This window comes from Serratia sp. TSO36 (genome assembly GCF_057808395.1).
The window spans coordinates 57,561-72,902 of the sequence record NZ_JBJZOU010000016.1 but is presented as its reverse complement, the minus strand read 5'-3'; the positions used below and the strand labels follow the sequence as shown (position 1 = coordinate 72,902).

Annotated in this window: 3 protein-coding genes; 1 reads left to right on the top strand and 2 read right to left on the bottom strand. The window is 63.1% G+C overall.

The annotated features are described in order from the left end of the window. Positions 1-23 precede the first annotated feature (23 nt). On the bottom strand, positions 24-2,396 hold the full coding sequence (locus tag ACK3CV_RS16160; protein ID WP_060430537.1) for a glucose/quinate/shikimate family membrane-bound PQQ-dependent dehydrogenase: 2,373 nt from the start codon (positions 2,394-2,396) through the stop codon (positions 24-26). A 147-nt stretch (positions 2,397-2,543) separates the two neighbouring features. Continuing rightward, positions 2,544-4,673: a TonB-dependent receptor PqqU gene (pqqU, locus tag ACK3CV_RS16155; protein WP_060430535.1), complete on the bottom strand. Its 2,130-nt coding sequence runs from the start codon at positions 4,671-4,673 to the stop codon at positions 2,544-2,546. Positions 4,674-5,201: 528 nt separating this feature from the next. Between pqqU and ACK3CV_RS16150 the strand changes: the two genes are divergently transcribed. Continuing rightward, on the top strand, positions 5,202-15,218 hold the full coding sequence (locus tag ACK3CV_RS16150) for a non-ribosomal peptide synthetase (protein ID WP_164140898.1): 10,017 nt from the start codon (positions 5,202-5,204) through the stop codon (positions 15,216-15,218). The last annotated feature ends 124 nt before the right edge of the window (positions 15,219-15,342 follow it).

Here is a 15,342-nt window from a genome sequence, read left to right as displayed (position 1 = left end):
TTGCGTGGTATTAACTGCAGCGGTTACTTCTGGTCGGGCAGGGCGTAAGCGACCAGATAGTCACCCAGCTTGGTGCCGAAGGAACCGTGGCCGCCGGCGAAGATCAGCACGTACTGCTTGCCGTTGACCTCATAGGTCATCGGCGTCGCCTGGCCGCCGGCCGGCAAGCGTGCTTCCCACAGTTTTTCACCGTTGGTCACGCTGAAGGCGCGCAGGTAGTTGTCTGCGGTGGCGCCGATGAAGAACACGTTACCGGCGGTGGTCACCGGGCCGCCCAGCATCGGCATGCCCATTTTGAACGGCAGCGGCAGCGGGGAGCTGTCGCGCACGGTGCCGATGCGTTTTTTCCACACGATGTCGTTGGTTTTCAGATCCACGGCGGAAATGTAACCCCAGGCCGGCTGTTTGCACGGCAGACCGAACGGTGACAGGAACGGGTTCAGGGTCACGCCGAACGGTACGCCATACTGCGGCTGCACGCCGGACTCGGTGCCGCTGCCGCCCTTGTCGCCTTCCGGTGGCTCAATCGGGTTGCCTGGGCCGCGAGGGATCAGCTTGGACACGAACGGCAGCGCGATCGGGTTGGCGATGGCGATTTCGCGATCGGTATCGACGGCCAGGCCGCCCCACTCGAACATGCCGAGGTTACCCGGGAACACCAGCGTGCCCTGCTCGGACGGCGGGGTGAAGGTGCCTTCGTAACGCAGGCTGTGGAACATCACGCGGCAGACCAGCTGGTCATAGATGGTCGCGCCCCACATGTCCGCACCGGTCAGTTTCTTCTCAGGACGGAAGGTCAGCTCGGAGAACGGCTGGGTCGGCGACAGGCGGTCGCCTTTGGCCGGGCCCTGCGGTACCGGTTTCTCCGGCGCCGGCACCACCAACTCGCCGTTGGTGCGGTTCAGCACGAAGATGTTGCCGGTTTTGGTCGGCACGTAGATGACCGGCACTTTTTTACCGCTCTTGTCGGTAATGTCCGCCAGGGTCGGCTGCGCCGGCACGTCCATATCCCACAGGTCGTGGTGTACCGTCTGATAGAACCAGGCCAGCTTGCCGGTGGAGGCGTTCAGCGCCAGCAGGCCGCTGGCGTAGCGCTCCATTTCCGGGGTGCGATCGCCGCCCCAGATGTCCGGCGTGGAAACGCCCATCGGCAGATAGACGATATCCAGCTTGGCGTCATAGGCGGCCGGCGCCCAGGAGTTCGGCGAGTTCGGCACGAAGTGATGCTCGTCCGCCGGGATGGCGTTCGGATCTTTCGCGCCCGGATCGAAGGCCCACAGCAGCTTGCCGCTGTTGACGTCGAAGCCGCGAATGACGCCGGAAGGCTCGCGGTTGGAGTAGTTGTCGGTCACGGCGCCGGCGATGACGATCACTTTATCGGTGATCACCGGCGGCGAAGTCGGCTCGTAGTGGCCCGGCGTCGCATACGGCATGTTGCTCTGCAGGTTCAACTCGCCGTTGTTGGCGAAGTCCGGGCACGGTTTGCCGGTGTCGGCGTCCAGCGCGAACAGGCGACCGTCGTTGACCGGCAGAATGATGCGGCGCGCGCACATCGCCGGTGCGGCATCGCCGGCGGCGCCCACGGCTGCAGCGGTTTCGTGGTAAGACACGCCGCGGCAGGTGATGTGCTGGAAGGTCGGGTTGTACTTCAGCTGCGGATCAAATTTCCACTTTTCTTTACCGGTGGCGGCATCCAGCGCGAACAGCTTCTGGTGCGGCGTACACATGTAAAGGGTATCGCGGATCTTGATCGGCGTGACTTCGTTGGTGATCTCACCCGGATCGTTGGCGGTCTTCAGATCGCCGGTCTGGAAACGCCAAACCTCTTGCAGCTGGCCAACGTTTTTGTCGTTGATCTGGCTCAGCGGCGAGTAACGGGTGCCTTCCTGGGTGCGGCCATAGGCCGGCCAGTCGGCGCCGTTGGCGTCTTTCGGCTGCACCTGCGCGGCGTCGAGAGTGCCGTTGATCTCTTGCGGATCGTTGAATACGGCATAGGCCAGCGCGATGACGGTGATTGCCAGCGCCGCGCTCAGCGCACCGTAGGCGAACTTGCCGTTGGCGACCAGCTTACGGTAGATAAACGGCAGCACCAGCCACAGGCCGAAGAAGAAGGTGACGTCCAGGCGCGGCGTCAGCGCCCAGAAGTCCGGGCCGACTTCCCACAGGGCCCAAATAGTGGTGCCCAGCAGGAACACCGCGTACAGCAGCAGCGCGGTGGCGCGGCGGCGGAACAGCAGCCAGGAGGTCGCCAGCAGCACCAGCCCGGCGATGATGTAATACAGCGAACCGCCCAACTTGGCCAGCCAAATGCCGCCGCCGAGCAGATAAAGCCCGCTCAGCGCGGCAAATAGCGCCGTTATGACGATAAGCGGCGATAGTGACGCTTTATTTTGCATAGCAATACCCTTACCAAAAATGAAAGTCCCCGATTTAGAGATTAAGCCAAATCGGAAAAAACACGCGGTTTATCCCTAATATTTCAGCGGGAAGCCGCTAGGGTGACGTAAAACCCATCCCGTTTTTTAACCTTAAGGTGCTTTGCCTTATTCAAAGCGGTAAGACAAGGTGGCGCCGCCACCCCAGTTGCGACCCGGCGCCGGCTCGAAATAGCGGCCGTTGCCTTCGTTGACGATCACCGAACCGACGTAACGGCGATCGAACACATTGTCTACCCGGCTGAAGACGTCCAGCGCCCAGCGGTTCCAGGTAAAGCGATAACCGGCGTTTACGCCGGCCACGGTGTAAGAGGGCGCCTGCGCGCTGTTGGCGTCGTTGGCCTGAATGTCGCTCATGTAGCGCAGCTCCGCGCCGGCGTGCCAGCCTTCCGGCGGCGCCCAGGCCAGCGAGGCGTAGCCCATATTGCGCGCGATGCCCGGCAGGCGATTGCCGGCGGGGGTACAGCCGGATTTACCGCACATATCGCTGCGGTAGGTGGCGTCCAGCAGCGTCCAGGCCATATTCAGGCGCCAGTCCAACGCAAACTCCTGATCCAGCGCCAGCTCGAGGCCGCGCCGCCGGGTTTTACCGGCGTTGGCATAGCTGGTGCGCCCGCCGCTGCTTTCCGCCACCACCAGTTCGTTGTCGGTCTCGGTCTGGAACAGGGCGGCGCTCACCAGGCCGTTGCCGAGGCGCAGCTTGCTGCCCAGCTCGACGGTGTCGCTGGTAGACGGCTGCAGGCCGATGTTGAGGCCCGCCTGGCCGTCGGGGCGGTATGAGAGCTCGTTGATGGTGGGGGTTTCAAAGCCGCGGCCGGCGGAGAGATAAAGGTTCCACGCCGGATTGATCTTGTAGTTGAGCGAGCCCATCGGCAGCCACTGGTGGTAGCGCTTGCTGCCGCTGTCGTCGCCGTTGCGCGGCGTGATGTAATAGTCGGTCGAGTCGAAGCTGACCGTGCTGTAGCGCAGGCCGGCATCCAGAGTCCAGTGCGGCGTCAGTTGCCAGGAGGTTTGCAGGTAAGGATCCAGGTTCCAGATGCGGTTCTTCTCGTTGCGCCGCTGGTCGCCTTTCTCGCCGTAGTCCACTGTGCCGTCTCGCAGAATAAAGTTTTCGAACCCCTGCCGGCGTTCGGTCATGGTTTCATAATCCAGACCGCCGATCAGTGTTACCGGTAACGATGCGAGAGTATCCTCATGCTTCCAGCGAGTGTCAATGCCCTGATATTTTCTTTCCAGCACGATCACCCCGCCGGCGTGGGTGGGGTTGAGCTGCGGCCCCATCGGGATCGATTGGTACTGCGTGGTGTGGCGCTCGCCGTGGTAGGCGGTCAGGGTCAGTTCGTCGCGTTCGCTCATCTGGCGTTGATAGCGCAGGCCGGCCTGGGTCTGGTCGAGCGATTTGCGGGTGTTGTATTGATCCGCGCGCGGCGCCTGGCGCGGGTTTTCCTTCCATTCCGCTTCGGTCAGGCCGCCCGGATCGCCGGCGTCAATCGAGACGCTGTTGAACATCAGCGTCAGGGTGCTGACGTCGTCCAGCCGCACGCCGAGCTTGCCGTTGCCGAGGTTTTTCCGCGCGGCGCTGTGATCGCGGTATCCCTGGGTGGTAAAGCGGGTGCCGGAGATGGCGTAGTTGACGTCGCCGGCCTGGGTGCCGTCGCCGGTGGCGCCGGTCGCTTTCACCCCGTAGCGCCAGGTGTTGTCGCTGCCGAAATAGCCGCCGGCTTCCAGCGTCGGCGGCTGGGTGCCGGTAATGGTGTCAACATTGATGACCCCGCCCGAGGCGTTGCCGTACAGCGCGGAATAGGGGCCGCGCAGCACCTCGATGCGTTCGACGGAATTGATGTCGATATTGGAGGTTTGCCCCTGGCCGTCGGGCATGGTGGCGGGAATGCCGTCGACGTACATGCGCACCCCGCGCACGCCGAACATCGAGCGGCTACCGAACCCGCGTATCGACAGCTGCAGATCCTGCGCATAGTTTTGCCGGTTTTGGATCTGCAGGCCCGGCACGCTGCCGAGGTTTTCCGACAGGTTAATCTGCGGCGCGGCGTTGCGCAGGTCTTCGCCGTCGATCACGCTGACGGAGACCGGCGACCCCAGCTCCGTCAATCCGGTGGGTTGCGCCATCACCACCAGGGTGTCGCTGTCTTTTTGCTCCGCCGCCAGGGCCGAGCCGATACAGATCGGCTGCAGCAATAACAGGGTTGCCGGGGTCAAGGCGGGACGTTTTTTATTCATCAGATAATTCTGCCAATAATGCTGAAAGAGTTGCCCGCAAGGGGGCGAAAATAGCCATTTTTGACTCCCTGTACCGGCATTCAAGGGGAAGGAAACTGCATCCTGCAAAGAGTATAGGATATTCCGATATCGTATGCTTTGGAATAGCGCAGCCGAAAGAGGCGTGTTTTCAATTAAGAAAATTCTCTATTCAATAGCGATGTGCCGGGCGTTTTTAAATTACCCAGGCTTATATTAAACATAATCCTATTCGTTTTTTTAATTTGTTTATCTCATTTATTTTATTAATGAATGCAATGTGGTTAATTCATTAGTGGAAAATAAAAACATATTATATATGATTGATTTTTATCATATTTATTTATTTGTATTTTTGTGGCTTTATTTTTTATAAAAATAAAATAATATTCCCTCTTATGTTTTTTAGGTTTTCAGTTAACAGCTCAATCGTATAACGCTTACGGTATTTATGTCATGCATAAGTATCTATTTATATATTTACGGAATATATTAAAAGGGAATTGATTTATGGACGCGCTCATCGCTTCACCCTATACCCACACATTTTGGAATGAGTACATGCTCAATCCACACTCCTGCGAGTACAACCTGGTGCTGGATCAGACGATTGAGGGAGAATTGGACGTCGGCCGACTGCGCGCGGCGATCGACGGGGTTTGCCGTGACTATATTCTGTTTCACCACGTTCTGGATGACAGCGCCTCGCAATTACGCTGGGTAAGGTCGGCGAAAAAAATTGCGCTGGAAACGCTCGATGCCGATTGCGATGTCGGTAAGTTAATCAATGCGCCGTTCGATCTCCGGGAAGGCCCGCTGTGCCGCTTCTACCTGATTGAGCTGGCTCCGCAGCGCTATAACCTGATCATTGTCGTTCATCACATCCTGATCGACGGCCTGTCCGGACAGGAGTTCTACAGCGCCGTTTCTGCCTATTACAATCGCGGCACGGCGGTGACGCCGCCGCAGGCGGATGAAACGGACATCAGCACATTGTACCGGCGCTATGAGGCGGATATCGCGGCGTTGAAACACGAGTTCGGTTCCGCGTCATTCTGGGGCGACATGCTGGCCGAATGCGCCCCGCGCGTGGCGTTGCCTTATCTCCCCGGCGCAGCGGCCGAAGCGCCCGGCGCCGGCGAAGTGCGCTTTGCGTTGCCGTTCGCTGAGTGGCAAGCGCTGAAATCCGGCGTCAGGTATGCCAATCCTTTCCTGATCTTCAAAACGCTGTGGGCGCTGCTGATCGCCCGACAATCTGCGCAGGAAACGGTGCATATCGGTTATCCCATCGCGCCGGAGGGCGGCGAGGCGCTGTTCTTCGGCGCACAGGTCAACACTGCGGTGTTTCCCTTGACCCTCGCCCCGGGAGCCACGTTCAATCAGCTGTACCGCGCGACGCTGGCCTACAGCAAAGCGCTCAAGGTGGCTGGCAAGCTGCGGCACAGCCAATTACCGGTTTATGACATGCTGAGCCTCAGTCCGGTGCGTCAGCTGAACGTCAACTTTACCCAGGCTTACCTGAAAGATGCGCCGCTGGCGCTCCAGGGGTGTCGCATTGGCGTCAATCACCGGTTCAATGTCGATCTGGCCGGTTCGGAACTGCTGCTGGAGTATCAGCCCAGCGAGCAGGCCTTTGAGTTTCGCCTGCGCTACCGCCCCGATCTGTTCGACGCGACCCAGATGGCGGAGATGGCGGAGCAGTATCTCTGGCTATTGCAGCGCGCATTAACCGAACCGGATGCGCCGATTGCCGCTTGGCCGCAGCTGACGGCGCAACAGGTTTTGCGCTGCCGCGACGCCTGGGAGAGCGGGCCTGCAACGGCCGACGCGGAAGCGACGCTGCTCGACGGCTTGGCCCGCCAGGCGCGCCGTCACCCGGAACGCATCGCCGTGACCGACGCCAAAGGATCGCTCAGCTACCGCCAGCTGGCGCAGCGCAGCGATCGTTTGGCGCTGCGGCTGCGGGCGGAGTATCAACGGCTCCGCGGCGTGGCCATGCCGCCGGAGACGCTGATCCCGCTGTATCTGCAGCGCAGCGCGGAGGCGGTGGTGGCGATGCTGGCCATCATGAAGGCGGGCGGCGCCTATGTGCCGCTGGATCCCGCCGCGCCGGCGCAGCGGCTGGATTATATCCTGCAAGAGGTGAACAGCCCGATCGTCCTGACTGAAAGCGCGTTGCAGGCCGCGGCGCAGCGATTGGCGCCGGGCGATCTTTGCCTGTCGGCGGATGAACCGCTCGCCGACGCGGACGCCGCGAGCTTGCCGCGTGTGGACGCCCGGCAGTTGGCCTACGTGATTTACACCTCCGGCACCAGCGGGCGGCCGAAGGGCACGCTGTGTGAACACCGGGGCGCGGCCAACATGGTGCTTGGCCATACGCAGCGTTTGTTGCGCAATGAGCCGGATGCGCTCAACTGCCTGCAGTTCGCCTCGCTGGCGTTTGACGCGCACGTCTTTGAGGTGTTCATGGCCCTGGGCAACGGCCACCGGCTGTTCATCGCGAGCGAAGCGCAGCGACGAGATCCGGCGTTGTTGTGCGAACAGATGGCGGCCTGGTGCATCGAGGCCTGCTTCCTGCCGCCGGCGCTGCTTGGCACCTTCCCTGAATTGCCGGCTTCGGTGCGCTATCTCGCGACCGGCGGCGAGGCGAGCGCGCAGGAAGCGCTCGACCATTACCTGGCCCGCGGCATGCAGGTCGCCAACATGTATGGCCCGACCGAAGCTTCGGTCAGCGCCAGCCTGAATATTTATCGCCGCAACGGCGCGCGCAATATCGGCCACGCCATCGCCAACATGCGTTGCTATGTGGTTGACGAGCACGATAACTTGCTGCCGCTGGGGGCGGAAGGCGAGCTGTGCCTGGCCGGTGTCGGCCTGGCGCGCGGATACCTGAACCTGCCGACGTTGACGGAGGCCGCGTTCACCGCCAATCCTTTTGAACTGCGTGAACCGTACCGGCGCCTGTACCGCACCGGCGACAGAGTGCGGCGCTTGGCCGACGGCAGTCTGGAGTACCTCGGACGGCACGATCAGCAAATCAAGATCAACGGCTATCGCATCGAATTGGGCGAGATAGAAATGCAGCTGCGCGCGCTGCCTGGGGTGGCCGAGGCGGTGGTGAGCCTGCGTCCCGGCACTACGGACCAGCTGGCGGCCTGGTATGTGCCGCAACCTGGCGCGGAGCCGGAGGCCGGCGACATCTTGCAACGGCTGGCGGCGCAGCTGCCGCACTACATGTTGCCCTCGGCGATGCGGGCGCTGGCGGCGCTGCCGCTGACGGTGAGCCGCAAGGTCGATTACCGGGCATTGCCGGAACCGTTGCCGATCGAGCCGCAAACGGCGTTTCGCCGGCCGTGTTCGCCGCTGGAGATTCGCCTGTCGGCACTGTTCAATCGGCTGCTGGGGGGCGATGTCGGCGTGGATGACAACTTCTTCCGCCTCGGCGGCAACTCCATGATGGCGATCAGGCTGTGCCACGAAGTGAATAAACTGCCGGGGGCGAAGATCTCGGTGCTAACGTTGAATCAGCACCCGACGGTGGCCGCGCTGAGCGAGCACATCGCTGCCCAGCGTCAGGCGCCGCCGGACGAGCTGCCGATCCTCCCCGGCGGGCTGCGGGAGGCGCCGCTGTCGCTTCAGCAGTCGCGGCTGTGGTTTGTTCAGCAACTGTCGGTGAACGCCACGCATTATCTGTCGCCGGTGCTGCTGCGGCTGTCGCCGGATATCGATGACGAACGTTTTGCGCAGTGCCTGCAGGCGATCGTCGAGCGCCACCAGATCTTGCGCAGCCTGATTCGCCAGAATGATCGGGGCGAAGCCAGCCAGTGGGTTAGCGACACCGCGCTGCCGGTGCCTGTGCTGGCGCTGAGCGCCGATGAATTTGACGCCGCGCTGACGCAAGCCTGCAGCCAGCCGATGGATTTGACGCGCGAGCTGCCGCTGCGCGCCACGCGCTACCGTTACCGCGATGCGGCGGAGCGGGAAACGACCGTTTGCCTGTTGGTGTTCCATCACATCGTCTTTGACGGCTGGTCGCTTGAGGTGCTGCTGCAGGAGCTGGACGCGCGCTATCGCGGCACGTGGCGTGAGGCGACAGAGCCGGCGTTGCAATACCTCGACTATGCGCGCTGGCAACAAGCGCCGGAAAATGTGCAGCGCCGGGCGGAAGAATTGGCCTTTTGGCGGCAAGCGCTGGCAGGTTGCCAGCAACTCTCGCTGCCGTTGGACTTTTTGCGGCCGGCGGTCTTCGACGAGCGCGGCGACAACAGCGAAGTGCCGTTGCCGGCGGCGCTGGTGAAGGCGCTGGATGCGCTGGCGCGCAGAGAGGGGGTGACGCTGCATGCGGTGATGCTGGCGGGGTTCATGTTGCTGCTGTCCCGCTACAGCGGCCAGAACGATGTCATGGTCGGCACGCCGTTGGCCAACCGCAGCCGCCCTGAACTGGAGAATCTGATCGGGTTCTTCGTCAATACGCTGCCTTTGCGCCGGCAGATTGACCCGCGCCATCGCGTCGTGGAGTTTGTGCGGCAGGTCGCGGCCACGACGCTGCAGGCGCAGCAGCATCAGACGCTGTCGCTGGAAGCGCTGGTGGACGACCTGGCGCTGCCGCGCGATTTTTCGCGCCATCCGCTGTTCCAGGTCATGTTCGCGCTGGAGAACGAAGGCGGCGCACTGGCGCGCCCGGACTGGCTGTCGGTGGTCGATCTGAGCGCTTATGAACGCACCGCCAAGTTTGATCTTACGCTCACGCTGACGCCGCAGGGGGAGCAGATGCGCGCGCGCTTCAACTTCGCTTCGGCGCTGTTCAGCAAAGCGTCGATGGATCGGTTGGCCGGCTACTATCTCGCCGTGTTGCAGCAGATGGCGCACCACGACGACTGGCCGCTGGAAAATATCCGTCTGCAACCGCAGAGTCAGGCGCTGCCGGCGTCGCCCGCCTTCGGCTATGCGTTTGAACGCAGCCTGCAACAGGACTTCGTGCAGCATGCGCGGCGCAATCCGCAGGCCGTGGCGGTTGTCGACGAGCAGGGCGAGATGACTTACGGCGAGCTGCACGCGGCGGCGCTGACGCTTGCCACTCAGCTGCGCGTGCAAGGGCGGATGACCGGTGACGCCATCGCCGTCATCGCCGACAAGGGGCGCCGGCAACCGGTAGCCCTGCTGGCGGCGCTGATGTGCGGCAAGGCGTTTTTGCCGATGGAGGCGGCATGGCCGCCGCAGCGCCGGCTGAACGTGATGGCGCAGGCCGGCATCAATACGCTGCTCAGCGATGCGCCCTGGGCCTGCGACGAGATCAATCTGATCGAACTGAATGCCGCAGGGCTGGCGGCGCAGCTGCCGCTGCCGGAACAGCGCCTGCCGGCGCTGGACGCCGGGCCCGACAGCCTGGCCTATATCATTTTCACCTCGGGATCGACCGGTACACCGAAAGGCGTGGCGATCGAACATCGCAGCGCGGTGAATATGCTGGAGGGCGTGCGGCGGTATTTCGGCCTCAACGAGCGGGATCGCAGCCTGGCCCTCAGCGCGTTGAGCTTCGATCTGGCGATCTTCGACATTTTCAGCCCGTTGAGCGCCGGCGGCGCGGTCGTAATGCCGGCCGAGCGGGATCGGACCAATCCGCAGGCCTGGTATCAGCTGATGATGACCCATCGGGTGACGCAATGGCTGAGCGCACCGGCGCTGATGGAGCTGTTGCTGGATTATGTAAACGGCGCGGGGTTGACGGCCGGGCCGGCACCAGCGCTGCGGGCGGTGATGGTGGGGGGCGACTGGATCGCCACCTCGCTGCCGGAACGCTGCCTGGCCTGGGCGCCGCACGGCCGTTTTTGCAGCGCCGGCGGCGCTACGGAGGCGGCGATCTTCACCATGCTGTACGAGGTGCCGCGCGGTCAGAAAATTCGGTCGGTCAGCATTCCTTACGGCAAACCGTTGCCGCACCAGCGTTGCTATATCTTGGATGCCGGGCGGCGGCCCGCCGCGCCGGGTGTCCGAGGCGAAATCTATCTGGCGGGGGAAGGCCTGGCGCGCGGGTATTACGGCGATCCGCAACGCACCGCCGAGAGTTTCTTCTGGCATGACGAGCTGCAGGAGCGGGTGTATCGCACCGGCGATGCGGGCCGATGGCTGGAGGATGGCAACGTGGAGTTTATGGGGCGCCTCGATCAGCAGATCAAACTGAACGGCTATCGCATCGAACTGGGGGAGATAGAACATGCCGCGCTCGCCTATCCGGGCGTGACCGCCTGTTGCTGCGTGCTCGTCACGCAACCGCAGCCCTGCCTGGCCGCGTATTACGTTGCCGATGAGGCGATCGCCCCTCAGGCGCTGGCTCAGCATTTGAGCCGCCAACTGCCTCCTTACATGGTGCCGCAGGCGCTGATGCAGCTGGCGCAGCTGCCGCTGACCGAAAACGGCAAGATAGCGCGACAGGCGTTGCCGCAGCCGGAAAGGGCGGCGCGTGAGTTCGTCGCGGCGCAGAGCGAATGGGAGAACGCTTGTCTGGCGGTGTGGCGCGATCTGCTGCAGCGGCAGGATATCGGCGTGGAGGACAATTTCTTCTCGCTGGGGGGCAACTCTCTTCTGGCTATCCAGGCCTGCTATCAGATCGGCCGGCGGCTGGCGCGCGAGGTCACACTGAGCGAGCTGGGGCGCTTCCCGACGATCCGCTCGCTGTGTCGCGCGTTGCCGCAACAGGAGCAGGGCGCCGCGCCGGTGTCGATCCCACCGCTGCGGCAGCGCGAGTATCCGCTCTCTTCTTCACAGCTGCAGCTGTGGTTTATCGAGAATTTGAACGGCGGCGGCAATCTCTACCACGTGCCAATGCTGTTCCGTCTCGGCGACGGGGTGTGCCTGGCGGCTTACGAGCGCAGTTTGCAGGCGGTGGTCGCCCGGCATCAGGTCTTGCACAGCCTGATTGTCCAGATGCCATCCCAAAGCGCCGTCGCCCGTGCCTGTGAACTGACGCTTTCGCTGGAGCGCGTGACGCTGGCGGCGGCGCACTGGCCGGACAGGCTGCGGCAGGATATCGACCGGCCGTTCGCGCTGGGGGCGGAATTGCCGATCCGGGCAGCCGTTTACCGGGTGGCGCAGCCGGATGGCGGGTGGGTGACTTACAGCCTGATTCTGGTGCATCACCTGGTGTTTGACGGCTGGTCGCAGCCGGTGCTGTTGCAGGAGCTGGACGTGCTGTATCAGGCGCAGCGGCAAGGGCAAGAGGCCGGGCTGGCGGCGTTGCCGTTGCACTATGGCGACTATGCCGTCTGGCAGCGGCGCTGGCTGGAATCCGCTCAGGCGGATGAGGCGAAGGCGTATTGGCGACAAGCGCTGGATGGATGGCAGGCGCTGGAAATGCCGCTCGATTTCGTGCGGCCGGCCCGCTTCGATCATCGCGGCGCCAACCACGTCATCGCGCTGCCGGAGACCCTGACGATGCAGGCGACGCAGTTCGCCCGGCGCCAGGGCGTCACGCCGTTTGCGCTGTATCTCGCGGCCTTTAACCTGCTGCTCGGTTACTTCAGCGGCCAGCAAGATATTCTGGTCGGCACGCCGGTCGCCAACCGGCCGGTGGCGGAGACCCGCTCGGCGATCGGGTTCTTCGTCAACACGCTGCCGCTGCGTTCGCAGATCGACGATGCGGCGTCGCTGAACGACTATGTAAACCGGGTCTTTGACGGCGTGCTGCAGGCGCAACGGCATCAGAATTTGCCGTTGGATCAACTGATCGAGCTGCTGCAGGTGCCGCGCGATCTGTCGCGCCATCCGCTGTTCCAGGCGCTGTTCGCGCTGGAGGAAGAGGGGGATGCGCCGGCCTGGCTGGCGCCGCAGGATCTGCTGGCGCACTACCAGGCGGCCAAATTCGATTTGACGCTGAGCATACAGCCGGCGCCGCAGGGCGGCAGGGCGATCTTCAACTATGCCACCGCATTGTTCGCACCGGCCACGCTGGCGCTGTTGGGCGAGTATTATCTGACCATCCTCACGCAGATCGTCAATCACGGGGAGCAGCGCGTCAGCCAGTTGGCGCTGGTCTCGGAGAGTGAAATGGCGCGGCAACGCGCCTTCCATCAATCCTGTCCGCCGGCCTACGATTTTGAGCGCGCCATCCATCATGATTTCATCCGTCAGGCCGAGCGCCATCCGCAACGGCTGGCGCTCGTCGATGAATGGGGCGAACTGAGCTACGGTGAGCTGTATCGGCGCGCGCTGACGCTGTCGCTGCAGCTGCGTCAGCACGCGGACATGCGCGCCGATACCATCGCGGTGATGGTGGACAAAGGGCGGGCGCAAATCATTGCGGTGCTGGCGATTCTGATGGCCGGCAAGGCTTATTTGCCGCTGGACGGCGCCTGGCCGGAACGCCGCCGCCTGGATATCGTCGCGCAGTCGCAGACCCGAATTATCCTCAGCAGCCGGGAGTGGGCGACCAGCGGCGAGGCCAGGCTGTTGACCATCGATCCGCAGGGGGCCGTCACGGCGTTACCGCCGGCGGCGCCGGGAGAGCCTGTCTTGCCGGCGCCTTCCGCGCTGGCCTATGTCATTTTCACCTCCGGCTCTACCGGCGCGCCGAAAGGGGTGGCGATAGAACATCGCGGCGCGGTGAACAGCATCATCGATACCTTGCGCCAGCTGGAACTCGGCGCGGACGATCGCGGGTTGGCGCTCAGCGCGCTGAGTTTCGACATTTCGGTGTTCGATATTTTCGGCCTGCTGTCGGTGGGCGGCGCTATCGTGATGCCGTCCGAAACCGAACGCTATCAGCCTGAGGCCTGGCATCGGCTGTTGATGACTCAGGGCGTGACCTTCTGGAACTCCGCGCCTTCGGTGATGACGCTGTTGGTAGAGCAGTTGGAATCCGCCGCGTCGCAGGCGCAGTGGCCGCAGCTGCGCAACGTGGTGCTGGTGGGCGAGGTGATCTCCCGCCAACTGCCGGCGCGCATTCGTCAATGGCGGCCGGGGTGCCGAGTCGTCAGCGCCGGGGGCGCGACCGAGAGCTCCATTTGGTCGATCCTGTACGACATCCCGGAGACGCCGATCCTGGCGCCCAGCGTGCCTTACGGTCAGGCGATGGCCCATCAGCGTTTTTACGTGCTGGATCGTCATCTGCGCGTGCTGCCGCCCTGCTTGCCGGGGGAGCAATACATCGGTGGGATCGGCGTGGCGCGCGGTTATTACCGCAATCCGTCGCTGACCGAAGAGAAATTCATCTACCATCCGGAGCTGGGGGAGCGGCTTTATCGCACTGGCGACGCCGGCCGCTATTTGCCGGACGGCAACCTGGAGTTCCTCGGCCGTATGGATTTTCAGGTGAAAATCAACGGCTACCGCGTTGAACTGGGCGAGGTCGAGCAATGTGCGCTGGCGTTCGGCGCGATCAAATCCTGTTGCGCCGTCGTGCTGTCGGAGGCGCATCGGCAGCGCCTGGCGCTGTATTACGTCAGCGAGGCGCCGCTGGATGAATCGGCGCTGTTGGCCTTTATGAGCGGGCAATTGCCGTTGTACATGCTGCCTGCGGCGCTGATGCGGCTGGAAGCGTTACCGCACAACTCCAGCGGCAAGCTGGATCGCAAGGCGTTGCCTGCGCCTGCTGCGAGCGAACCGCAGGTTTATGTCGCTCCCGCGAACGAGCTGGAACAGCAGCTGTGTGCGCTGTGGCAGGCGGCGCTGCAGTGCGGGCAGGTCGGCATGACGGACGATTTCTTCCTGCTGGGCGGCACCTCGATCAAGGCCATTTCCCTGTGTGTCGGCATGGGCGAATTGATGGCCGCGCCGGTGCCGGTGGTGCAGCTGTTGCAAAGTCGCACGCTGAAAAACCTGTTGGCCGCCAACGAACGCCGCCTGGTCTTGCCGCTTAACCGCTGGGCAGAGGGCGCGCCCGTCGTATGGATGATCCATCCGGCGCTGGTAGGGGCGGAGGCATTCCACGCTTTCGCCCAGCCGCTGCAGTGGCGATTCAACTGCTATGGCGTCGATAACCATAACCTTTACCATCAACCCGCCATCGACTCGCTCGGCGATCTGGCCGAACGGTATCTGAACGAGATGATCGCCGCCGGTCTGCTGCAAGGCGCCGGGCCGGTGCGCATTCTCGGTTGGTCGCTGGGGGGCATTATCGCGTTGGAGATTGCCGCCCGCCTGGAGGCGCGTGGCTGCCGTAACGTGCAACTGTATCTGCTGGACAGCTTCTACCGGCAGGCTACGGCGGAGTTGCCCTTGGATCAGCTGCTGCCGGTGCTGGGCATCGAAGGCGAGGCGGCGACACGCGCCATGGCCGCGGGGCAGGCGGAGCGGCGGCTGTCAGAAGGGCGGCTGAGCCGCAGGCTGCAGACCACCAAGGTGACGCTGTTTAAGGCGACGGAGAGGAACCCGCAGTTGCCGGAGGCGGTTACGGCGCCGCTGCTGGCGGTGGCGGATAATGGGCTAGGCGCGGTCTGTGAGCGGCTGAGGGTCATCCCGCTGGCTTGTCATCACCATAACATCCTGCTGTGTGAAGAGGCGATCGGCCAAGCGCTCAACGATGACGTTTGATTCATGAGCCTGGCTCATAAGCCCAAGCGTATTTCGCCCCATAGTCATGGTGCCAACCGTGTTTTACAGTCATCACACCGGAGCGGCGCCGCGTCAGGTGGCGCCGGTATCAATCAGCGGGAGA